Source organism: Thermodesulfobacteriota bacterium, assembly GCA_040757775.1.
In the GTDB taxonomy this organism is placed as follows: Bacteria; Desulfobacterota; UBA8473; order UBA8473; family UBA8473; genus UBA8473.
The window spans coordinates 106,159-128,428 of record JBFLWQ010000006.1 but is presented as its reverse complement, the minus strand read 5'-3'; the positions used below and the strand labels follow the sequence as shown (position 1 = coordinate 128,428).

The 22,270-nt window shown below is 45.3% G+C and carries 18 protein-coding genes; 10 read left to right on the top strand and 8 right to left on the bottom strand.

The window, feature by feature from the left end:
• Positions 1-2: 2 nt before the first annotated feature.
• The 3 genes from miaA to AB1401_05870 form a co-directional block, all read right to left on the bottom strand.
• Positions 3-926 (bottom strand): tRNA (adenosine(37)-N6)-dimethylallyltransferase MiaA, encoded by a 924-nt coding sequence (miaA, locus tag AB1401_05880; GenBank protein ID MEW6614978.1) that lies wholly within the window; start codon positions 924-926, stop codon positions 3-5.
• Positions 927-1,823 (bottom strand): ATP phosphoribosyltransferase, encoded by an 897-nt coding sequence (gene hisG, locus AB1401_05875; protein ID MEW6614977.1) that lies wholly within the window; start codon positions 1,821-1,823, stop codon positions 927-929. It abuts the gene before it with no gap.
• Between the two features lie 147 nt (positions 1,824-1,970).
• Positions 1,971-2,660, bottom strand: coding sequence for a Crp/Fnr family transcriptional regulator (locus AB1401_05870; protein MEW6614976.1), 690 nt, complete (start codon positions 2,658-2,660; stop codon positions 1,971-1,973).
• Between the two features lie 249 nt (positions 2,661-2,909).
• Between AB1401_05870 and hcp the strand changes: the two genes are divergently transcribed.
• The 4 genes from hcp (at position 2,910) to AB1401_05850 (ending at position 8,430) form a co-directional block, all read left to right on the top strand.
• Positions 2,910-4,538 (top strand): hydroxylamine reductase, encoded by a 1,629-nt coding sequence (hcp, locus tag AB1401_05865; GenBank protein MEW6614975.1) that lies wholly within the window; start codon positions 2,910-2,912, stop codon positions 4,536-4,538.
• A gap of 111 nt (positions 4,539-4,649) precedes the next feature.
• Positions 4,650-5,381 (top strand): HD domain-containing protein, encoded by a 732-nt coding sequence (locus AB1401_05860; GenBank protein MEW6614974.1) that lies wholly within the window; start codon positions 4,650-4,652, stop codon positions 5,379-5,381.
• A 13-nt stretch (positions 5,382-5,394) separates the two neighbouring features.
• Positions 5,395-6,150, top strand: coding sequence for a 4Fe-4S binding protein (locus tag AB1401_05855; GenBank protein MEW6614973.1), 756 nt, complete (start codon positions 5,395-5,397; stop codon positions 6,148-6,150).
• A 27-nt stretch (positions 6,151-6,177) separates the two neighbouring features.
• A complete protein-coding gene (locus tag AB1401_05850) occupies positions 6,178-8,430 on the top strand; it encodes a cbb3-type cytochrome c oxidase subunit I (protein MEW6614972.1) in 2,253 nt (750 codons plus the stop codon).
• Between the two features lie 26 nt (positions 8,431-8,456).
• On the opposite strand, the gene AB1401_05845 is transcribed toward AB1401_05850, so the two are convergent.
• The 5 genes from AB1401_05845 to nifU form a co-directional block, all read right to left on the bottom strand.
• Positions 8,457-9,290 carry a TIGR02757 family protein gene (locus tag AB1401_05845; GenBank protein ID MEW6614971.1) on the bottom strand — a complete coding sequence of 278 codons (834 nt, stop codon included), beginning with the start codon at positions 9,288-9,290 and terminating at the stop codon, positions 8,457-8,459.
• Positions 9,291-9,379: 89 nt separating this feature from the next.
• Positions 9,380-9,676 carry a type II toxin-antitoxin system RelE/ParE family toxin gene (locus tag AB1401_05840; GenBank protein MEW6614970.1) on the bottom strand — a complete coding sequence of 99 codons (297 nt, stop codon included), beginning with the start codon at positions 9,674-9,676 and terminating at the stop codon, positions 9,380-9,382.
• Positions 9,676-9,882, bottom strand: a complete 207-nt coding sequence (locus AB1401_05835; protein ID MEW6614969.1) for an addiction module protein — start codon at positions 9,880-9,882, stop codon at positions 9,676-9,678. The genes AB1401_05840 and AB1401_05835 overlap by 1 nt, the downstream gene beginning before the upstream one ends.
• 276 nt (positions 9,883-10,158) lie before the next feature.
• The gene (locus AB1401_05830; protein MEW6614968.1) at positions 10,159-11,334 is read right to left on the bottom strand and encodes a cysteine desulfurase family protein; all 1,176 of its coding nucleotides are present in this window, start codon (positions 11,332-11,334) and stop codon (positions 10,159-10,161) included.
• 22 nt (positions 11,335-11,356) lie between these two features.
• Positions 11,357-11,869 carry a Fe-S cluster assembly scaffold protein NifU gene (gene nifU, locus AB1401_05825; GenBank protein MEW6614967.1) on the bottom strand — a complete coding sequence of 171 codons (513 nt, stop codon included), beginning with the start codon at positions 11,867-11,869 and terminating at the stop codon, positions 11,357-11,359.
• Positions 11,870-12,140: 271 nt separating this feature from the next.
• Between nifU and AB1401_05820 the strand changes: the two genes are divergently transcribed.
• The 6 genes from AB1401_05820 to AB1401_05795 are packed head-to-tail and all read left to right on the top strand — an operon-like array spanning position 12,141 to position 22,208.
• Positions 12,141-13,658: a sigma 54-interacting transcriptional regulator gene (locus tag AB1401_05820; GenBank protein MEW6614966.1), complete on the top strand. Its 1,518-nt coding sequence runs from the start codon at positions 12,141-12,143 to the stop codon at positions 13,656-13,658.
• 44 nt (positions 13,659-13,702) lie between these two features.
• Entirely contained in the window at positions 13,703-17,080 is a 3,378-nt protein-coding gene (locus AB1401_05815; GenBank protein ID MEW6614965.1) for a DEAD/DEAH box helicase family protein, read from the top strand.
• On the top strand, positions 17,077-18,603 hold the full coding sequence (locus AB1401_05810) for an N-6 DNA methylase (GenBank protein MEW6614964.1): 1,527 nt from the start codon (positions 17,077-17,079) through the stop codon (positions 18,601-18,603). The genes AB1401_05815 and AB1401_05810 overlap by 4 nt, the downstream gene beginning before the upstream one ends.
• Positions 18,603-19,733 (top strand): restriction endonuclease subunit S, encoded by a 1,131-nt coding sequence (locus AB1401_05805; GenBank protein ID MEW6614963.1) that lies wholly within the window; start codon positions 18,603-18,605, stop codon positions 19,731-19,733. The genes AB1401_05810 and AB1401_05805 overlap by 1 nt, the downstream gene beginning before the upstream one ends.
• Position 19,734: 1 nt before the next feature.
• Complete coding sequence (locus AB1401_05800; GenBank protein ID MEW6614962.1) at positions 19,735-21,315, top strand: DUF3696 domain-containing protein; 1,581 nt, start codon at positions 19,735-19,737, stop codon at positions 21,313-21,315.
• A gap of 2 nt (positions 21,316-21,317) precedes the next feature.
• Positions 21,318-22,208, top strand: a complete 891-nt coding sequence (locus AB1401_05795; protein ID MEW6614961.1) for a hypothetical protein — start codon at positions 21,318-21,320, stop codon at positions 22,206-22,208.
• The last annotated feature ends 62 nt before the right edge of the window (positions 22,209-22,270 follow it).

The window sequence follows — 22,270 nt, the reverse complement described above, 5'->3', positions numbered from 1 at the left end:
TATTATGCATCCAGGAACCCCTTTGTTTTTTGTATTATCCCCTGATAGTCATAGGGGTATCCATACCAGTTTATCTCTGGATCAGCCCTAAACCAGGTCATCTGGCGTTTAGCATACCTCTTTGTGCCCTGTTTCACCTGCAAAATAGCCTCATCTAATGAAAATTCCCCCAGGAGATAACCGGCGATCTGTTTATATCCTAATCCCTGCATGGAGTTTAAATCCCTTGTATATCCCATATCCAAAAGGCGTTTTACCTCATCTACAAGGCCAGTGGCAATCATCCTGTCAACCCTTTTTTCTATCCTTGAGTAGATATCCTGACGGTCTATGCAGAGTCCAATCTTGAAAGTATCAAAGGGAGAATCTTTAAAGCCATGGTTCTCATGGTATTCAGACAGGGGTTTTTGAGCTAACTGACAAACCTCTATTGCCCGTATTATCCTGAAAGAGTCATTTGGGTGAAGTTTTGCAGCAGTAACCGGATCTAACTCTGATAATTCTTTATGGAGAGCCTCACTGCCTGTAATTGCTGCCTTTTTTCTGAGTACTCGTCGTAATTCTTGATCAGCTCCTGGACCTTTGAACAAACCTCTGGTCAATGCCTTGATGTAGAGCCCTGTCCCCCCTGCTACAATAGCAACTTTGCCCTGCCTGTCAACGTTGGAGATTGCCTCCCTTGCTTCTTGTTTGAACAGGGCTGCACTGAACTCCTCATCAGGATACAGAATATCTATCAGGTGGTGCTTTACTTTCTTCTGTTCGTCAGGCGTTGGCTTTGCCGTCCCAATGTCCATATACCTGTAGACCTGCATAGAATCGGCACTTATGATTTCTCCATTAATCCGTGCAGCCAATTCTAAAGCCAATTGCGATTTACCAGCAGCCGTAGGACCAACGATTGCTACTATCCTGGTTTTATTCATTTATACAACTTTATTCAAAGGATATTCTATAATCCCTTCTGCACCGGCTTCTTGCAGCTTTGGGATCAGCTCACGGACTATATTTTTATTTACTATGGTTTCAACTGAGTACCATTCCTGCTTATAGAGCTTTGCTATGGTCGGGGACTTCAAGCTTGGAAGTATTTCAGTAATCTTATCCATGTCTTCCTCAGCAATGTTCATCTTTAAACCAACCCTATTCTCCGCCTGTAAGGCACCATTTAGCAAAATCCTGACCTGTTCAATCTTCTTCTTTTTCCATGTATTCTTCATGGACTTCTTATTGGCTATCAGTTGAGTATTGGATTCCATCAATTCATGGACAATGCGAAGACCATGAGCTTTGATAGTGCTCCCTGTTTCGGTAACCTCTACTATTGCATCCACCAACCTCTCTACTACCTTAGCCTCAGTAGCCCCCCATGAAAACTCTACCTCTACGTTTATCTTTCTGTCTGAAAAGAATTTTTTAGTAAAATTTACAAGTTCTGTTGATATCCTCTTCCCTTCCAGATCCTTCAACTTTTTTACAGGTGAATCCTCTGGCACAACCAAGACCCATTTTGTTGGTCTTTGCGTTACTTTTGAATATATCAAATCCTGAACAACAACTACATCAGATTCGTTTTCGAGAATCCAGTCCTTCCCTGTCAACCCCACATCCAGGGTTCCCTTTTCTACATACATGGACATTTCCTGAGCTCTGATGAGGGCACACTTAATCTCTTTGTCGTTGATTTCGGGAAAATAATTCCGGGAATCAGCCAGTATTTTCCAGCCGGCCTTTCTAAACAAATCAATTGTAGCCTTTTCCAAGCTTCCTTTAGGTATCCCTAATTTTAAAATACTCATACTAATTACTCCTCCAGCATTCATAATATATCAGCAATTCTAGGACTCATCGAAGTTAAACATCTGACTTGTTATCTATCATACTGTTTGTCCACTGTTTGTCAAGTTGGATTTTGTAAGCCCAGCAGGATTTGACCCGACTACGATTTACAAAGGAACAGGATGAACTGGTTAGGACAGGCGTCTTTCGCCACTTGCCAGTTCTGAAAGACCATTACGATCCAGTATCTGGATACGGCGCGGTCCATCCAGATAGATGAGTCCCTCTCTGGCCATCCTGGCTAAGATTCGGGAAATGGTTTCGGGGATTGTGCCCAAAAGACTCGCCAGTTGGCCTTTAGAGATATCTAACATCAGGTCATCGGTTCCATCTTTGTGCTCGCTGAGATAGAGGAGGTATACGCTAAGCCTTCCGGGGACTTCCTTTAGGGAAAGATCCTCGATCAGCATGGTGAACGTGCGCAGACGACGGGATAATACGGCAAGCATGCTCAATGCCATGGAGGGGTTTCCCCTGATCAGATCAACAAATGCATCTCTGGGAAAGAAAAAGATACGGCTCTCTTCAATGGATTCTGCATGAGCTGGAAAGTGTTCGCCGGCAAAGACCGGTACCTCACCAAACGGCTCTCCGGGACCAAAAAGATGCAGAATCTGTTCCTTACCCTCTGGGGAGACTTTGAATATCTTGACCCGTCCTGAAATGACAACGTAAAAGCCATTTCCTTCATCACCCTCTGAAAATATGATTTGACCCCGTCTGAAAATCTTATCTGCCACTATGGTAGCCAGTCCTTCCTGGTATTCTTTGGGAAGACCATGAAACAGCGGGATAGTGGCTATCTGATCGATTATTTGCATGGTTTTATTTTTTTCTTGAATTTTTTTTAAAAATATCTATTCTTTGACCTAAGTTAAGGTGTATCCTTCCAATAACGATTATAAAGAATAACAGAAAAGGGAAAAAAGGGAATAAAAAAATCTCCTTTTTTGACTTAGGTCAAAGACGGTAATGATTCTATTGGTTACATTATTCTTGACATAATGAGATAGGGTAGGAATACCTGAAAGGCTAAAGCAGCTAACAATCATTCAAAAGGAGGTTTAGCTATGTTTTGTTACCAGTGTGAACAAACGGCAAAAGGTGAAGGATGTGCTAAAATTGGGGTATGCGGAAAACAACCAGAGGTCGCTGCCCTTCAGGACCTTCTGATTCATTGTCTCAAGGGGCTTGCCCTCTATGCTGTGGAGGGTCGAAAGGTGGGGGTTATTGAGAAGGAAGTTAACGTCTTCACATGCGAGGCTCTATTTGCCACTTTGACCAACGTAAATTTTGACCCCAATCGTCTTGTTCAACTTATCCATCGTTGTGTGGAACTGAGAGAAAACCTTAAGAAAAATGTTAAAAGTTCGGGAGGAAATGTCGACTTTCCGGAAGGACCAGCCAGCTTTAAACCGGAGGCAACCATCGATGGGCTGATCAAGCAGGGCGAAGCTGTTGGGTTGAAGTCTGATTCTTCCATCGATCCTGACATTCTCTCTCTCCAGCATACTTTGCTCTTTGGAATTAAGGGCATTGCCGCCTATGCAGACCACGCACAGATACTTGGGAAGGAGAATGACAAGGTCTATGCCTTTATCCATGAGGGGCTCGCTGCCACATTAAGAAAAGACCTGAGCGTTAACGACTGCTTGGGGTTGGTGCTGAAATGTGGTGAAATAAACCTTGTTGCCATGGAACTCCTTGATGCAGCGAATACCGGTGCCTATGGGCATCCCGTGCCCACGAAGGTGCCCCTGGGAGCGAAAAAAGGGAATGCCATTCTTGTCTCAGGGCACGACCTAAAAGATCTGGAAGAGCTTCTGAAACAGACAGAAGGCAAGGGCATATCCATATATACCCACGGTGAGATGCTCCCTGCCCACGGGTACCCGGGTCTTAAAAAGTATTCTCACCTTTACGGTCATTACGGGACAGCATGGCAGAATCAGATAAGGGAATTTGAAGGCTTTCCGGGGGCTATCTTAATGACTACCAACTGTATCCAGAAACCCAGGGAATCATACATGGATAATATTTTTACCAGCGGTCAGGTAGCATGGCCTGGGGTAATCCACATCTCGGATTACAATTTTTCGCCTGTGATTGAAAAGGCTATGAGCATGCCTGGTTTTTCAGAAGATACCAACGGACGTTCAGTCATGGTGGGCTTTGGGAGGAACGCAGTATTGGGTGTGGCAGATAAAGTAATTGAAGCGGTCAAAACCAAGGCCATCAGCCGTTTCTTCCTGGTAGCCGGATGTGACGGGGCAAAACCTGGCCGAAACTACTATACCGAGTTCGTGGAAAAAGCGCCGAAGGATTCTGTTATCCTGACCCTTGCCTGCGGTAAGTTCCGCTTCTTTGATAAAGACCTGGGTGACATTGGAGGTATCCCCAGACTCCTGGATATTGGTCAGTGCAATGATGCCTACTCGGCAATACAGATTGCTGTGGCTCTGGCAAACGCGTTCAATGTAGAGGTAAATGAGCTGCCTTTATCCATGATTCTCTCATGGTATGAACAGAAGGCTGTATCCATTTTACTGACGCTTTTACACCTTGGGATTAAGGGCATTCGTCTGGGGCCCAGTCTTCCGGCATTTGTTTCTCCAAACGTACTGGATGTGCTGGTAAAAAACTTTGATATTAAACCTATAACCACGCCTGATGAAGATTTGAAGGCGATACTGGGATAAAGGTAAAATGTCAGAGGGTTCAGTTGTCAGTGTTCAGGAAAAATACAGACACAACTGATCACTGATAACGGACCACTGACACTACCAATTTTCAAGCCATGGAGGAATACTATGAAATGCCCGGGGCAAGACACCCGTTTTTGGAAGGGAGATACTGTCTTTGAGATTGAATGTCCCAAGTGTGGTAATACGGTGGAGTTCTTTAAGGATGAAGCTACCGGCCGTTGCGGGAAATGCGGGTCAAAGCTCGTAAATCCAAAAATGGACTTTGGCTGTGCTGCACACTGCAAGTTTGCCGAGCAATGTCTTGGAGACTTGCCCCCGGAACTTATAGCTCAAAGAAATGATCTGTTAAAGGACCGCGTTGCTGTGGAGATGAAACGCTATTTCAAAGATGACTTCAAGCGTATTGGTCACGCTACCAGGGTAGCCAGATATGCAGAAGAGATATTTCGGGAAGAGGGTGGGGACCTTGCGGTAATTTTGTCTGCCGCTTATCTACATGACATCGGAATCAAGGAGGCTGAACGTAAATACCAGAGCACAGCCGCCCGGTATCAGGAAGAAGAAGGTCCGCCCATAGCCCGTGATATTCTTTCAAAACTGGGTGCAAACCAGGACCTGATAGATGAAGTATGTGACATAGTTGGACACCACCATCATCCTAGACCTGGGGAGACGGTCAACTTCAAGGTTGTTTACGATGCTGACCTGATTGTGAACATGGAGGAAAAAAAGAAAGAGTCTCCTGTAAAGGAGGAGAGGTTGGACAAACCCATAAAGGATGTCTTTCTCACAAAAAGCGGTGAAAAAGTGGCGAAGAGAGTCCTTTTGGACGAGTAAAAAGGAGAGGCATATGAAAGTAAGACGTAAAATCATAGAAATAGATGAAGAAAAGTGTGATGGCTGTGGACTGTGTGTACCTTCCTGTGCAGAGGGAGCGATACAGATCGTGGACGGAAAAGCCAGGCTGTCTGCTGAGAAATACTGTGATGGGCTGGGTGCCTGTCTGGGGGAATGCCCCAACGATGCCCTCAGGATTGTGGAACGTGATGCAGAGGACTTTGACGAAGAGGCTGTGGAAATGCACCTGAAGTCGAAGGAAGCGGCGCATGTCTCCGGAGAGGAAACAATGGCTTGTGGATGTCCATCAGCGCTGATTCAGAGTTTTACCCCGGGAAAATCATGTCAGGATGCAAATACCCCGGTTTCTCATAGTAACAGCGTATCTGCCCTGTCCCATTGGCCGGTTCAGATTAAACTGGTACCACCAACGGCTCCATTTTTGAAGGGAGCGAATATTCTGGTAGCAGCCGATTGTACACCATTTGCCTATCCCGACTTTCACCAGGATTTTATTCAGGGCAAGGTTGTCATGGTAGGGTGTCCAAAGTTCGATGATGTACAGGAGTATATTGAGAGGTTTGCAGATATATTCAAGATAGCAGAAATAAAAAGCATCACAGTGGTCGTAATGGAGGTTCCCTGTTGCCAGGGGCTGCCTTTAATCATCAAAAGAGGAATGGAGCTGGCAGGCAAAGACATCCCCATAGAGCAGGTAGTAATAAGTGCCAGAGGTGAAATCCTCAATAGGGAGAAATTGGTGGGATAAGCCACTCGTTATGAAAGGGGGTATCCTATGATCAGTTCAAGACTTAAAGCCTATTTTTTACTAGCCATTTTTGGGACTATCGTCGTTGCCCTCATCGGATATTGTTATACCAAAAGAGACCTGCCACCATATCCGCAAAAGGTTATCATGGAAAGTGGTGAACTGTTGACCGAAAAAGCTCAAATCATGGCTGGTCAACAGGTCTGGCAGAAATATGGCCTGATGGATATTGGGAGTGTATGGGGACACGGCACTTACAGGGGACCAGATTTTACTGCACAAGCCCTGCATAATATGGGACAGAATATGCGGGAAAAGCTGGCACAGGAAAGACATGGCATTTCTTACAAGTCCCTTAATACAGAGTCAAAAGGGGCAGTGGATGCGGTTGTTATCAGTCAAATCAAGACCAACCGATACGATTCAGCCAATGATACCCTGACCCTGACGCCTCTCCAGACGGCGTCTCTCCGTGAAAACCGTAAATTCTACGACAACCTTTTCGCAGAAGGGAATAAAAGAGGGCCAATCCGTGCCGGGACTATCAAGGACCCTCAGGAACGCCAGAATCTTGCTGACTTCTTTTTCTGGACGGCATGGTGTGCCGGAACCATTCGGCCCGGGGACAGCCATACCTATACAAATAATTGGCCCCACGACCCGGAGGTGGGAAATTTGGTCTCCGGAAAATCTCTGATATGGTCTGCAATATCCCTGGTGTCCTTCGGTATTATACTTGGGTTGATAGTCTTTCTCTTTCATAAATACGAGTTCAACCGAGGGTCATTGCCGTATAAACCTGAACCTGCCCTGGCACTGGCTACAGCGAAAATATCCTCCAGCCAGAAGAAAACAGGCAAATTTTTCCTGGTTGTGGCTGTACTGTTTTTCTTGCAGGTTATCATAGGCGGACTGATGGCCCACTATACGGTGAACCCTGATTCCTTTTTCGGGATTGATTTTGTAGCAAAATTCATATCTTACAATTGGGTCAAGACATGGCACCTTCAATTAGCCGTGTTCTGGATAGCCACCTCCTGGATCGGCATGACCCTGTTTGTTTCCCCAGGGGTAGGAGGGGAGGAACCAGCAGGACAGGGTTTTTTAGTAGATATTCTCTTCGTGGCAGTGATAATTGTTGCACTGGGAAGCCTTACCGGTGAAGTCCTGGGTCTGAAAGGGTTGATCGGTAAGTTGTGGTTCTGGTTGGGGCATCAGGGTTGGGAGTACCTGGAACTGGGTCGTCTGTGGCAGATTCTGCTGCTCGTCGGGCTCATATTATGGCTTTTTTTGGTGGTTCGTGCATTGAAGGATCATTTTGCTTCCGGACAGGACAAATGGGGGTTACCCCACTTCCTGGCATATTCCGGAATAGCGGTTGTTGGTTTTTTCTCTTTCGGTCTCCTCTATAACCCTCAGTCCCACCTGACTATTGCGGATTTCTGGCGATGGTGGGTGGTGCATACGTGGGTTGAAGGGGCTTTTGAGTTCTTTGCTGCTGCTGCAATCGTTTTTGTGATGGTAAATCTGGGGCTGGTCGATCTGAAGGCTGGACTTCGCACTGTTTATTTTACTGTTTCCCTTGCCCTGGGCTCAGGTATCATCGGTGTGGGGCATCATTACTACTGGTTTGGTGAGCCTTCCTTCTGGTTGGCTTTGGGGTCTACCATCTCAGCGCTCGAACCTGTACCGATTTTGCTCCTCCTTGCCGAGGTATGGCACGGACAAAAAGCGCTTGTCAAAGCAGGCAGCGGGTTTCCTTACCGGTATCCACTGATGTTTCTGATGTCCTCTGTTGTTTGGGAATTTATAGGGGCAGGAGTCATGGGGTTATCGATTACTACACCTGTAGTGAATTACTATGAACACGCCACCTATCTTACCGTTAATCATGGACACACAGCGTTGTTCGGGACTTACGGTCTTCTGGCAATAGGTCTGCTGTTATTTTCCATGCGAGGATTAGTCAGAGAGAATGGGTGGAATGACCGGTTACTCAAGGTATCTTTCTGGGGAACGAATATCGGGCTTTTTATCATGTTCATTGGAACTTTATTGCCTATCGGTATCCTTCAGGTTCTGGATAATATTAAATACGGTTTTTGGCACGCCCGTTCGGATGAATTTTGGTTCCAGGACACCATTCAATTATTAGGACAAATCAGGATACTGCCAGACCTGCTGATTATCCTTGGTGCCGGTGCACTTCTCCTGTTTATGCTTAAAGCTATAACCAGACTGAAACCGGTTGAGGTGAAATCTGGTGAAAGATTTGATTAGCGGGCAGGGAAAATATAGAAAAATTTTTATACAATCAAGTTAAAGGCATCTGAAAGATGACTCGGTTCTTCCAGCATGCCGCACTGTTTCAGAAAATCGTCCATATCTCCTTCATTTCGTATTCCTAAACGGGTGAGGGCGAAGTCATACCTGACTGGATCATCAGGAGAAATTGTCCTGAAGGCGGCGGTTATCTCAGTGGCTGTGCGTATATCTGCCTGTTTTCGCCCTGTTATCTTGAGGGAAAGACATATCCTGTGCATGTGGGTATCAAGGGGAACAATGAGTTTAGAAGCCTTTACTGTATCCCACCCTCCCGGGTCGACTTCATCCTTTCTTACCATCCAGCGCAGAAAGAGGTTGAGCCGTTTGCATGCACTGCCTTTCGTTGGAGAAGGCAAGAGACTGTTGGGACTGCCGTTTTGTTCAGTGTTCAATTCCTTAGCAAAGGCTGAAATCGCTGGTAGAATTGTACTGTCACAATCATTTATGCCGGCGACAAAACATGCCTGAAGAGAACCATACCGTTCAATAATACCTTTGATTCCCAGAAGCATCGATACAATATCCTCCCTGGTGGTAAACCGATGTTTGAACCCTGCAAAGTCAAGAAGAAGCGCCTCCCTGGAAGCATGACTTAGGAAAAGGGAAGGAGATGGCTGCATCCGTTGAAGCACGAAAGAAACACTTTTCAGTATCTGTTGAACCCTTCCATAGGCAAGAGCAGAGGCAACGAGACCAACTATCTCACGGTCTCTAATATCTTCGTAATGGTATAAGAATTCCAGGGGGTCCGGATGGACAAACTCTCGCCGGTTGTATCTGGCATAAAGGTCGTCAAGGACATTTTTTTTAAGCATTGTCAAGATGTAAGTATTCACCTCTATATATCGTTATCGTTGGAATACATAATTCACCGGGCGTGTTAGCGATTCGGTAAAATGGCAGGTTATGCTTCTTTTCTTCTAATCCAGTAATCTGGCTTTCTATGCTGATGCGCTACAGCAATTATGAAAATATGATCCTCCTCTATTGAATAGAGCAGCTTGTACGGAAACTTATGGAGAATGCATTTCCTTACATCGCTCCTTTCAACTGACCATGCTTCAGGATATTCTGAAATTCTCCTTGCAGCTTTTCCAATTTCTTCACGGAAACGTCGACCAAGCCCCGGTTGTTCAACTTCATAATAGTGAGTTGCATCATCAAGTTCTTGCTTAGCGTATTTCGAGAAAATGACCTTCATTATTCTTCCTTGAATATTTCATCCATAGGAATTCCTTCCAGCGCACCTGCACGATAGGCTTTAAGCCTCTTTTCTGCTTCTTCAGCCCATATAGCGTCTAGTGAAGCATCCGGCTCATCGAGGCTCTTTATAAGCCCTTCGACCACCATAAACCTTTCGTCTGGCTTTAATTTCATTGCTTGTTCAAGTATTTCTTTGCTGCCCATGATATTAACCTCTCATTATATGGTTTTTTTAATCACCTGCCGTCAACTTCCGGTAAGCTTTTTCAAATAATGGTAAATAATCTTTTGTCTTTGTTTTTGCCTGGATCGATAAAATAAACTGCCTGCTTCCACTGAGACTCATATCTGGTCATTTCAATTTTAACCTCTTTGGCCTCAGACTCAGGCAACTTCTTATAATCTTATAATCTTTTTTCTTACATCCTCGGGGGTCACTATCTGATACTTGTTCTTTACTTTTACCAATGACACGGAGCTTTATATAACCTTTGCCTTTTTATAGAGAGGAGACATGTTTCTCAGAAACTCAACGGCTTTTCTCAATACCTCCAGGAATCGGTCAATATCAGATTCTTTTGTGTTCCTGCCAAAACTAATCACCAGCGTTCCCTGGGCATCGGCATACTCTCTGCCAATGGAGAGAAGTACATGGGAAGCCCGAAGTGCCCCGGAAGCACAAGCCGACCTGGTAGAAACAGCTATGTTCTTCTCATCCAGCATGAGAACTATGCTCTCCCCTTCAATATACCTTATGGATACAGAGACCAGATTGGGCAGAGAAAATTCAGGATGCCCATTTATAATAATATCCTCAATGCTTTCCTTCAGCCCCCTTATTAGCCTTTCCTTCAACTTCCTTGTATGTTCTACCCTGGATTCCATCTCCCGAAAGGCAATATCAGCGGCTACACCCATTCCGATTATACCGGTGAGATTTTCTGTGCCTGCCCGCCTTCCGTCCTCCTGAGCTCCACCATCAACTAATGGCAACGGTGATACTCCTCGACGGATGTAAAGACCCCCCACACCTGATGGGCCATTAAACTGATTAGAGGAGAGGCTCAGTAAATCCACGTCCAGATCCTGGACATCAACAGGCATGACACCCACTGATGCAACAGCATCACTATGAAAAATGATGTCCTTTCCACGGGTAATCCTGGCAATTTCCTTTATGGGCTGAATGGTTCCTATCTCGTTGTTGCCATGCATGATCGTGACAAGGATGGTTTTATCTGTTATGGCATTGGCAATATCATCAGGGTTCACCAATCCGTATTCGTCCACAGAGACTGAGGTTACCCTGTAATCCATTTTTAACAGCCTCTTGATGGACTTCAGGACGGCATTGTGTTCAATGTTAGAGGTTATAATGTGTTTGCCCTTGTCTGCTTTTGCTAAGGCTATCCCCTTTATAGCATGATTGATAGATTCAGTGCCAGATGAGGTGAATACCAACTCCTGGGGTGAGGCACAGTTTATCAATCGCGCTACTTTTTCCCTTGCCTGCTCCAATACCGCTGCTGCCTGGTCACCCAGTTGGTGTGAGCTTGAAGGATTACCATAGTTTTTCTTGATGGCGTCAATCATGGCATCCTGAACCTCGGGTAAGAGGGGATTTGCCGATATGTAATCTAAATTTATCGTATTCATTTTAAAGTCTCCTTGCCAGGATTCAGTGACTGTTGTTTATTGCCTTGCCACAGTTTGAACAGAACTCTATCCCGGCATCTAAGTCGGTATCACAGTAAGGACACCTACAGGTGTCTCCTTTGGTATGTTCATGTTTGTCTTCTGCCTTTGAAGGAGTCCTAACCCTGCCTGCCTTTCTGTCTTCATAGTCCTTTATTGCCAGCTGAAGGGCATCTGCTCCCAGGTTGGAACAATGAAGCTTGTTCTTGGGTAAACCTTCAAGTGCCTCAGCTACCGATTTATTGGTGATCTTCTTGGCATCTTCTATGGTTTTACCCTTTGCCATTTCTGTGAGCATGCTGGAAACAGCAATGGCTGCCCCACAACCAAATGTCAAAAACTTTATGTCTTCAATGCGGTCATCCTTAACCTTGATGTATATGTTCATCATGTCACCACATACAGGATTGCCAACCTCTCCTACCCCATCCGCATCTTTCATCTCCCCGACATTGCGGGGGTTCTTAAAATGGTCCATTACTACCTCTGAATACATCCTTAGTACCTCCCTATGTTTAACCCCATTAACCACCTTAGCTAATTCGGTTAATTGTTTTCTCTATAAGACTATCGTCTTTTAGTCTTTCTTTTTAATATAATCCCTTTTTTCTTTTTGTAAATCCTTTTTATGTAGGGGGTGGGCAATTCAAAAGAAAAATAGTTTTCCAAAGGTCTCACAGTATATATTCTTTATACTATATCACCTTCTAAAGTAATAAGAAATAAAATATCTTGCGACTTATGAAATATTTTGTATAATGTTTACTATGGTTAATAAAGTCCTGTTTGCCTGGATAGGAAAAACCGACCTGAGAGCCTCACAGGGGGAACTGGAAAATGGCGTTGGGCCAATTGGTCAGGCCGTTAGCAAACGCACTTTTTCTCATGTCATCCTAATTTCAAACTACAAGGAAGAGGAAGAAAAGCATTTCATCGACTGGCTCAAGGGAAACACGGCGGCCATGATTCTTAAATATCATGTTGAATTAACCAGCCCGACAGACTTCAAAGAGATTTATGGGGCAGCGACCAACGCTATAAATGATGTAATAAAAAAGCTTGGGTTGAAGGAACTACACTCAACCTATCACCTAAGCCCTGGCACTCCGGCTATGGCTGCTGTCTGGATACTTCTATCAAAGACCTCGCATCCCGCTGAACTAATCGAGTCGTCTCAGGATAAAGGATTAAAGACCGTATCTTTTCCTTTTGAAATATCGGCTGATTATATACCCGACATCCTGAAACCTGCTGACGATGAAATACTGAGGCTCACCCAGGGGCTACCTCCTGAGTCTCCTGAGTTCGGTGCTATCATTCACCGTTGTAAGGAGATGAAGAGAGTCATTGCGCAGGCGCGAAGGCTCGCAGTTCATGATGTTCCTGTCCTTATACAGGGAGAGACCGGCACTGGCAAGGAGCTTTTCGCTCGTGCTATTCATACAACAAGCCCAAGAAAAGATAAGCCCTTTGTCGCAGTCAACTGCGGCTCGATACCGCCCGATCTGGTGGAGTCAGAGTTCTTCGGGTACAAGAAAGGAGCATTCACGGGTGCTATAGCCGACAAGGAGGGATATTTCTCAAGTGCTGATGGCGGGACCCTTTTCCTTGATGAAATCGGAGAGCTGCCCCTTCCTGCACAGGTAAAGCTTCTGCGCGCCATTCAGGGGGGCATGATCACTAAGGTCGGCTCCAGCAAGGCAGAATCAATTAATGTTAGGATCATCGCTGCAACCAATCGCAATCTTATCGAGGATGTCGCAGCGGGGAGATTCAGGGATGACCTGTTTCATCGTATAGCCGTTGGTATGTTGAACCTGCCATCGCTCAGAGACCGTCACGGAGATATTAACCCGGTGATCGATCATATCCTTGACAGCATAAATAAGAAGTTCGAGGACGTATCCGGTTGGAAGCATAAGAAACTTTCTGCCGGCGCAAGAAATCTTATGCACCAGCACCCTTGGCCTGGTAATGTTCGGGAGCTCTACAATACGCTTTCGCGGGCTGCTATCCTGATCGCGGATGAGACGATAGAAATTGGCGATATTAGGGAGGCGTTGTTCCCCGTGAGCACTTCCCAGAAAGACCAAGAGAAGACCCTCAATCGCAGTATGGGCAATGGTTTCAGCTTGCCTGACGTGCTTTCAGATGTGGCGCGTCATTATCTGAAAAGAGCGGTTACTGAGAGCAAGGGGAACAAGACAAAGATCGCCAAATTGGTAGGGTTATCAAACTACCAGACTGTTAGCAACTGGATGAAAAAATATGGTATCGAGAAATGATGGCATAATGTTTGCGAATTATCTTTTCCATGGAAGCGATAAATATGGAATCCACTAATTTTGAGATCCTCCGAAAAAACTCCCCAGAGCTGGCAGACCTCGCGGGCTTTGCTGAACAGTACGTCTATCATGACCCGTCGAGTTGTCTGGTCAAGCTTCGTTCGTTTATCGAAAGGATGGTCACGCGTATCTATGCAAAATTAGGCCTGCCAAGGCCCTATCAGCCAAATCTTCTGGACCTCTTGAATAATGACGCCTTCCGTTCAACTGTACCGTTTGTTGTCCTCGACAAATTCCATAGTATCCGTATCCATGGCAACAAGGCAGCCCATGGTGATCCCCAGACAAAAGAAAAGTCCCTTTGGCTTCTAAAGGAAGCCTTTGATCTTGCTTGCTGGTTTTATATAGTTGTTGAAAATGGGAGCAAAAATGAGTGCCCTTCATATCAGGAAGTCCCTCGTCCTGTTACTGAAGAAGTGACAGAAAAAGCAGCAGCTGTACCGCACAAGGCTCTCTTTGAAAAGCTGGCTGCTCAGGAAGCCAGGCTGCAAGAACTTCTACAGCAACTGGAAACCAAACAGGCGGCAATTCAGCTTGTAGCACAGAAGACTGAATACTTGCAGGCTCTTACTAATGCCGGCAAACAGGCTGTTGATGTCCTGGGCTTTAATGAGGAAGCTACGAGGAAGCGACTTATCGACAGTATGCTCACGGAGGTTGGCTGGGATTTCAAGGCTGAATGGGATGGCATGATGGTCAAGGAAGAGACTGTTCCCTATCAGCCTACTCAAACAGGAATCGGCTATGCCGACTACGAATTAAAGGATGATGACGGCAAACCTCTGGCAGTGATTGAGGCGAAAAGGACTGCTGTTGATCCTAACATCGGCCGCAAGCAGGCACAGCTATATGCCGAAGGTCTTGAAAAAAAATATGGCCAACGACCGGTTATCTTTTACACAAATGGATTTGAACTCTGGATGTGGGATGATTCGCAGAATTACCCTCCGCGGCAGATACAAGGTTTCTATTCGAAGGACAGTCTTCAGTATCTTGTCCAGCAAAGAAGAACTAAAGTGCCTCTTGATTCTATCTCACCAAGGACAGAGATTGTTGACCGCCTCTATCAACTTGAGGCTATCAAACGTGTCTGCGAGAGATTCGGCAACGGCTACCGCAAGGCCCTTCTTGTTCAGGCAACCGGCACCGGAAAGACCCGTGTTGCAATAGCGCTCACCGACCTTCTTATTCGTGCCGGGTGGGTAAAGAGAGTCCTTTTCCTTTGCGACCGTAGGGAACTTCGAAAGCAGGCAAAAAATGTTTTTAAAGAATTTATTAATGAGCCTCTTACTATTGTACGAGCCGATACTGCAAAGGACCGCAGCAAGCGAATATATTTATCGACATATCCTGCAATGATGAAGATATTCGAGACCTTTGATGTGGGCTTTTTCGATCTTATCATTGCCGACGAGTCTCACCGCAGCATCTATAATCGGTACCGTGACCCCTTCGTCTATTTTGACTGTCTCCAGATTGGGCTGACCGCTACACCAGTTCAATATGTTGCGAGAAACACATACCGGCTTTTCGATTGTGAAGATAAACACCCGTCTTCATATTATCCCCTCGAACGCGCGGTAGAAGAAGAATATCTTGTGCCTTATGAGGTCTATACTCATACAACTAACTTCCTCCGCAGTGGGATAAAGTACTCTCAGCTTACCGATGAGCAGAGGCAACAACTGGAGGAGGACGGTGAAGACCCTGAGACCTTTGATTACGAGGCAACAGAGGTCGACAGACAGATATTCAACAAAGATACAAACCGAGCCATTCTCTGTAATCTCATGGAAAATGGTCTTCGTGAAGCGACTGGCCAACATCCCGGCAGAACTATCATCTTTGCTCGGAATCATGAACATGCCATATTGATCTCTGAGCTCTTTGACGAGATGTATCCACAGTATGGCGGTTCTTTCTGCCAGGTGATTGATAACTATGATCCTCGGGCAGAACAGCTTATAGATGATTTCAAGGGAGAGGGAAACAATAAGGATTTAACTATAGCTATTTCTGTGGACATGCTTGATACAGGAATCGACATTCCTGAAATCGTGAATCTCGTATTTGCCAAGCCAGTAAAGTCCCGCGTCAAATTCTGGCAGATGATTGGTCGAGGTACCCGTCTAAGCAAGAATCTGTTCGGTCCCGGAAAAGATAAGACGAAGTTCCGTATCTTCGACCACTGGGGGAATTTCGAATACTTTGAGGAGAACATACCTGAAGCTGAGCCGACGATCACCAAATCGCTCATGCAGAAGCTCTTTGAAGCCCGAATTGACCTAGCGGAACTGGCGTTAACAAAGCATGAGATCGATGTTCACAAACAGACAGTTCTGTTAATAGGACAGGATCTTAACAGCTTGCCTGAAAAGACTATCGCCGTTCGTAAGCATTGGAAAGAAAAACGGAGCGTGTCCCGGCCTGAAGTGCTTAGGCAATTTTCACCGGCAACTATCGCTGCCCTACGTAACGATATGGCACCACTCATGCAGTGGATCAAGCTTTCGGGTCCTGCAGATGCCTATGCCTTTGATCTCTTGGTTACCCGTATGCAGACAGAGATTCTACGCGGAAGTGGACGTTTTGCTGATTTGAAAGACAAGTTCCTTGGATGGATAAGCGAGCTTATACTCCATCTCAATCCGGTCAGGGAGCGGGCGGCAACACTTAAAAAGGTCAAGACTTCCGACTTTTGGGATACTGTCAGTGTAGCTATACTTGAAGATGTCCGAAAAGACTTGCGTGGTATTATGCATCACCGTCAAAAGGATGCAACTACATCAATGCCGCCTAAGATTATCGACGTTGCCGATGGTGGCATAGAACTCGTTCATAGAAAGTCTAACATCCGCGAAATAGATGCATCGGTATACAAGAAGCAGGTGGAGGAAACTCTCTGTAGCATGTTTGACACCAACCCGACTCTTCAAAAAATACGAGCAGGCGAACCAGTCAACGATACAGACCTGAATGCACTTATCTCCATGGTTCTAACACAGAATCCCAGCGTTGATCTCAATATTCTTCGAGAATTTTATGACATAGCAGTCCCGCTGGATTACATTATCCGCACTATCATTGGTGTTGACGCTAATGCCATAAAACATCGTTTCGAACAGTTTGTGCAAAAATATCCACAAGTAACTGCCAATCAGGTTCTCTTCATGAGACTGTTGCAAAATCATATTTCAAAACACAGGGCGATACAGATGGATCGGCTTTATGAGCCGCCTTTCACCTCTATTAATAGTGATGGTCTTGATGGTGTGTTCACAGATGAAGAGCAGATTGTTGAACTGTTGAAGATCATTAAACCCTTTCAACTACCAGAGCATAAGGAGACAGCATCAGCATGATAACTGGAGAGCTTAAAAGTCGCATCGATAAACTGTGGGAAGAATTCTGGACTGGTGGGATTACGAACCCACTTACGGTTATAGAACAGATATCGTTTCTTATGTTCGCGAAGCTTCTGGACATTGCAGAAACCCGCAATGAGAAAAAAGCCCAGAGAACCAACAAACCGTTCCGCCGTATCTTTCCGGACACTGAAGGAGGCCAGGCGCTTCGCTGGAAGGAATTCAAGAACTATGGGGCCGACAAGATGCTGCCACATGTGCGCGACAAGGTCTTCCCGCACTTCAAAAACGTTGCAGTAGAAGAGGCCAAGTTCGGCGAATATATGAAAGATGCTCAATTAATGATAAACAAACCGACCCTGCTTGTCTCTGCCTTGAACATGATCAACGAGTTACCTCTGACCGAGGGAGACACGAAGGGCGATCTTTATGAGTATCTTTTGAGCAAGCTAACTACTGCAGGTATCAACGGCCAGTTTCGCACACCGCGCCACATTATCCGCCTAATGGTCGAGTTACTCGATCCCCATCTTGAGCATAATGAAGTGATTGGCGACCCTGCCTGCGGAACCGGCGGATTTCTCGTTGAAGTCATGCACTATCTACAGAGGAAATACACTTCGCCTGAGGGAGTTATTGACCACGAGGGCGAGAAGGTTTACAGCGGCGATCTCCTGGAGCCGTATCGGGAGCACATTCAGACAAGCCTCATCCATGGTTTCGACTTCGACGTTACCATGCTTCGCATCGCTGCCATGAACCTTCTGCTCCATGGCCTTGATGCCCCCGACATTCATTACCAGGATACCCTGAGCGGCAGCTTTTCCGACAAATTTCCGAAACAATCGCAGAATTTTTTTGACATTATTCTGGCGAATCCGCCGTTTAAGGGAAGCCTCGATTTCGAGGATGTCCACTCGTCACTTCTGGCTCAAGTCAAAACCAAGAAGACGGAGCTCCTATTCGTAGCTCTCATTCTGCGGATGCTTAAGAATGGCGGCCGCTCTGCAACGATTGTTCCCGATGGTGTTCTTTTTGGATCATCCAATGCCCATGTTGCGCTGCGGCAAAAGCTGGTGGACAATAATCAGCTTGAGGCGGTTATTTCCTTGCCGTCCGGCGTCTTCAAGCCCTATGCCGGGGTATCGACTGGCATATTGATCTTCACGAAAGGGGGCAAGACCGAGAATGTCTTCTTCTATGATATGCAGGATGACGGATTTTCCCTCGACGATAAACGCACTCAGCTTTACGATAGCACCTTTGCCGGTGACTTGCCTGAGTGCCTGGCCAGCTGGAAAGCCCGCGATCCACTGAAGGATATCGCTCGAACTACTAAGGCTTTCTTCGTGCCAGTGACCGATATAAGAGACAAGAACTATGACCTCTCCCTTAATCGCTACAAAGAGACAGTCTATGAAGAGATGAAGTATGAGCATCCCAAAGATATTTTGAAGAAGCTAAAGGGATTGGAGAATGAGATTATGAAGGACATGTCGGAACTTGAGGAGATGCTGTGATGAAATCGCGATATGATACGGATAGCCTTGGAAATTATGTAAAGATTCGTACAGGCAATCTCGATGCTAACGCTAATGATCCAAAAGGAATTTATCCTTTTTTTAGCTGCGCCGTAGCGCCACTAAGAATAAATTCTTATAGTTTCGATTGTGAATGTGTTCTTGTTGCTGGGAATGGTGACCTTAATGTGAAATATTACGATGGTAAATTCGATGCATATCAACGAACCTATGTTATAGAATCCTTAGACAAAGCCAGACTCTCTCCAAGATATTTGTTTCATTTCTTATCTATTTATGTCCAGAAGCTCAGAGAAATGAGTATTGGTGGAGTAATCAAATATATAAAACTCAACTATCTTACTGATGCAGAAATCCCTCTCCCCCCTCTCGACGAACAGCAACGCATAGCCGCTATCCTCGACAAGGCTGACTCCATCCGTCAGAGGCGGCAGGAATCCATTTGCTTGACCGACGAATTTCTTCGCTCGGTCTTCCTCGACATGTTTGGCGACCCGATAACCAATCCAAAGAGGTGGCCAGAAGTCCGCTTAGGGGATGTTATTGAAGGGAATCCCAACAATGGCATTTTCAGAAAGAATGAGGAATATGGAGGTGATGTACCAGTTGTTTGGGTCAAGGAGCTTTTTGCTGGATATGTAATTGATACTTCAAGCTCAGTAGGATTGAGTCCAACAGCAAAAGAAGTCGAGAAATATTCACTACGACGTGGTGATATTCTTTTCTGCAGATCTTCACTCAAGCTCGGGGGCATCGGATATACAAATGTTTATTGGGGCGATAACGGCAAGGCTCTCTTTGAGTGTCATTTGATACGTGTGCGTCCAAAGCCGAACATAATGAATGGGGTCTTTTATAACTTTCTTCTGCGGCAGCCGGGCATGAGAGAAAGAATCATAAAGCAGTCCAACACAGTAACGATGAGCACCATTGGACAAGATCAAGTTCGAGATATAAAGCATTATTTGCCGCCGATAGCATTACAAGAGAAATTTGCAGCATGCGTTTTGAAGTTGACAGAAAAACAGAACCGCAAAGATGCTTTTGGGAAGCTAACAGATCAACTATTCAATTCCCTTAGCACTCGCGCTTTCCGAGGAGAACTGTAATATGATGATTAAAGCCCTTACCATCGAGAATTTCAAAGGCATACACGAGCCGGTGCGTGTGGAGTTTAAACCAATTACGTTCCTCTTCGGTCCTAACAGCGCCGGTAAGAGCACAATTGTCCAGACTTTGCATTATGTTCGTGAAATTCTTGAAAGGAATAATGTAGATGCAGACCGCACGGCAGGGGCTGATGAATCATTCGACTTAGGCGGATTTAGGAATCTGTTACATAAACATGACTTGAACCTACCCATGAGATTCAAGTTTGAGATTGCTTATTCTCCTTTGGCCGACTATTCAGATTTCTTGGCGGGGGAAGTCGATAATGCATGGATCGAGTTCGAGATCAAATGGAGCAACTTTCTGAATGCACCTCTCGTCTTTTCAAGTACTGTAGGGTTAGATGATGAGCATTTTGGCAAAATCATCTGCGACGAGGCTGGTAAAAAAGCCAGGATCGTTGATATAAATTTTAAGCATCACTTACTCAGCACATCAGAGATTGAGCTTGAAGACGAGAACGTAAATTTTCCTAACCTGCTATCTGCCATAATGATAGCAATCAAGAAGGATTTCATCTTCTCAAGCAACGAGATAGAATTATTTATTGATCAGCAAACAGCCCTCCCCCGATATATTAACCTGAATAGTGAACTTATGGATAAAGAAGCATTGGCTGAGGAATCGAAAGACCGATTAGAACCACCCGAACTTGATGAATATCTTGCACCATCAACATGGGAAACGCTTAACGACTTTTTCCATACCTATTTCGGAGGGTTGGCCAATGTACTGAGAGATGAACTGAGGAAATTTCGTTATATCGGTCCAATTCGCAAAACGCCGCCCAGGTTTTTTACTCCGTTGCGGACTGAAGAGGAAGCAAGATGGACGAGCGGCTTGGCTGCCTGGGATGTACTTAACAGGGCAGATGACGAGTTTATCCAAAAGACAAATACCTGGTTATCAAGCGAGAACAAACTAAACTCAGGTTATCGAATAGATATCAGGAAATACAAAGAGCTCGACACAGCGAGTTCACTCTGGTTATCTCTTACCAGTACGGAGCTTCTGTTTGATGATGAAGAAGCTATTGAACAAATTAAACGGCTGCCTGAAAAGAAAAAATTGTTTCTTCGAGATGAGACAAATGGCATAGAAGTGCTTCCTCAGGATGTCGGGATCGGCATCTCACAGGTGCTTCCTGTTATTGTTGTTGCCCTTCACTCAAACAGTGGCATCGTTGCTATCGAGCAGCCGGAACTACATATTCATCCAGCATTTCAGGTTGCATTAGGTGACCTCTTTATTTCTCAAGTAAAGGAGCAGGATGTCTGCTTTCTGCTAGAAACACATAGCGAGCATTTACTTTTGCGGATGCTTCGACGAATAAGAGAGACCAGTGAAGACGGCTTGCCAGTTGATGCCCCAGCGTGTTCTCCGGATTTGCTCTCTATCCATTTTGTTGAGCAGACAGATCAGGGAATGCGTATTACAAAATTAAATTTGGACAAAACAGGGGAATTCACAACAAAATGGCCAAGGGGTTTCTTCGGTGAGCGCACTAAGGAGCTCTTCTAAATATGCTGTATGAGTATGCCTTAGATCCCTGCGTTTTGTACAACTTTGATAAAGTGCGCTATTTCCTTGAGAAATTCGGCGTTCACCGTGGCCGGCTCATTTCACGCTTCCCGAAAAAATGGAAAAAAATGGTCTATGATGCCTGTGCTGCATGTAGCGATTACGAGCGTAAGCGTATTGAAGAGAGCCTTATCAATGCTGATCTTAAGCTTATGAAGACAAGTAGATCGTACGATTATTTTTTAGCATGGATTATTAATGCAGAAGAACAGCACAACATTAAACCCTTTCATGCGATTATTTCAAACGCCAATCCGAGAGGTATTCCCGAGGTGCTCATAGCAGATGCTGTCAGCGAAGAAAATACGCCACTACTAAGAGTAAAGAGAGAGGACTGTGTTCCGAGAAGTGCAGAGGTATTGGCAAAATTGGTCCAGCCCCTTTTGCAAATGTCTTCAGAGGTACTCTTTGTCGATCCTCATTTTGACCCAACAAAAAAGCGATTTCGCAGAACGCTATTTCATTTTCTGATGGCATTAGACGGGAACGAAAAAGTTAACCGCATAGAATATCACGTCGGCGACGATTTAGGAGAGACTTATTTCAAGACAGAATGCATGAGGCATATTCCACTACTTCTTCCAAGGAATAGGGCAATAACCTTTGTGCGATGGAAACAGCACGAAGATAATCCTGGAGATCAGCTACACCCACGCTATGTATTAACCGACTTGGGTGGGATAAGGATTGATGTCGGCCTCGATGAGGGAGAAGAGGGCGAGACAACTGATATCAGCCTTCTTGACTTGCCTCTCTATCAACAGCGCTGGAAAGATTATGGTGAATCACCAGCCTTTGAATTTGTTGATAAAATCACGATCGTGGGGAGTTGAAGGACTTTCAATGCTAGAGTGAGAAAAGAGCCCTATTAAAAGAGGGAAAAGAGGGGCGTCCA

Bases quoted from the DNA above. Each gene is read 5' to 3' on its own strand.
- miaA (MEW6614978.1), bottom strand. From the start codon at position 926: ATGAATAAAACCAGGATAGTAGCAATCGTTGGTCCTACGGCTGCTGGT.
- hisG (MEW6614977.1), bottom strand. From the start codon at position 1,823: ATGAATGCTGGAGGAGTAATTAGTATGAGTATTTTAAAATTAGGGATA.
- AB1401_05870 (MEW6614976.1), bottom strand. From the start codon at position 2,660: ATGCAAATAATCGATCAGATAGCCACTATCCCGCTGTTTCATGGTCTT.
- hcp (MEW6614975.1), top strand. From the start codon at position 2,910: ATGTTTTGTTACCAGTGTGAACAAACGGCAAAAGGTGAAGGATGTGCT.
- AB1401_05860 (MEW6614974.1), top strand. From the start codon at position 4,650: ATGAAATGCCCGGGGCAAGACACCCGTTTTTGGAAGGGAGATACTGTC.
- AB1401_05855 (MEW6614973.1), top strand. From the start codon at position 5,395: ATGAAAGTAAGACGTAAAATCATAGAAATAGATGAAGAAAAGTGTGAT.
- AB1401_05850 (MEW6614972.1), top strand. From the start codon at position 6,178: ATGATCAGTTCAAGACTTAAAGCCTATTTTTTACTAGCCATTTTTGGG.
- AB1401_05845 (MEW6614971.1), bottom strand. From the start codon at position 9,290: ATGCTTAAAAAAAATGTCCTTGACGACCTTTATGCCAGATACAACCGG.
- AB1401_05840 (MEW6614970.1), bottom strand. From the start codon at position 9,676: ATGAAGGTCATTTTCTCGAAATACGCTAAGCAAGAACTTGATGATGCA.
- AB1401_05835 (MEW6614969.1), bottom strand. From the start codon at position 9,882: ATGGGCAGCAAAGAAATACTTGAACAAGCAATGAAATTAAAGCCAGAC.
- AB1401_05830 (MEW6614968.1), bottom strand. From the start codon at position 11,334: ATGAATACGATAAATTTAGATTACATATCGGCAAATCCCCTCTTACCC.
- nifU (MEW6614967.1), bottom strand. From the start codon at position 11,869: ATGTATTCAGAGGTAGTAATGGACCATTTTAAGAACCCCCGCAATGTC.
- AB1401_05820 (MEW6614966.1), top strand. From the start codon at position 12,141: ATGGTTAATAAAGTCCTGTTTGCCTGGATAGGAAAAACCGACCTGAGA.
- AB1401_05815 (MEW6614965.1), top strand. From the start codon at position 13,703: ATGGAATCCACTAATTTTGAGATCCTCCGAAAAAACTCCCCAGAGCTG.
- AB1401_05810 (MEW6614964.1), top strand. From the start codon at position 17,077: ATGATAACTGGAGAGCTTAAAAGTCGCATCGATAAACTGTGGGAAGAA.
- AB1401_05805 (MEW6614963.1), top strand. From the start codon at position 18,603: ATGAAATCGCGATATGATACGGATAGCCTTGGAAATTATGTAAAGATT.
- AB1401_05800 (MEW6614962.1), top strand. From the start codon at position 19,735: ATGATGATTAAAGCCCTTACCATCGAGAATTTCAAAGGCATACACGAG.
- AB1401_05795 (MEW6614961.1), top strand. From the start codon at position 21,318: ATGCTGTATGAGTATGCCTTAGATCCCTGCGTTTTGTACAACTTTGAT.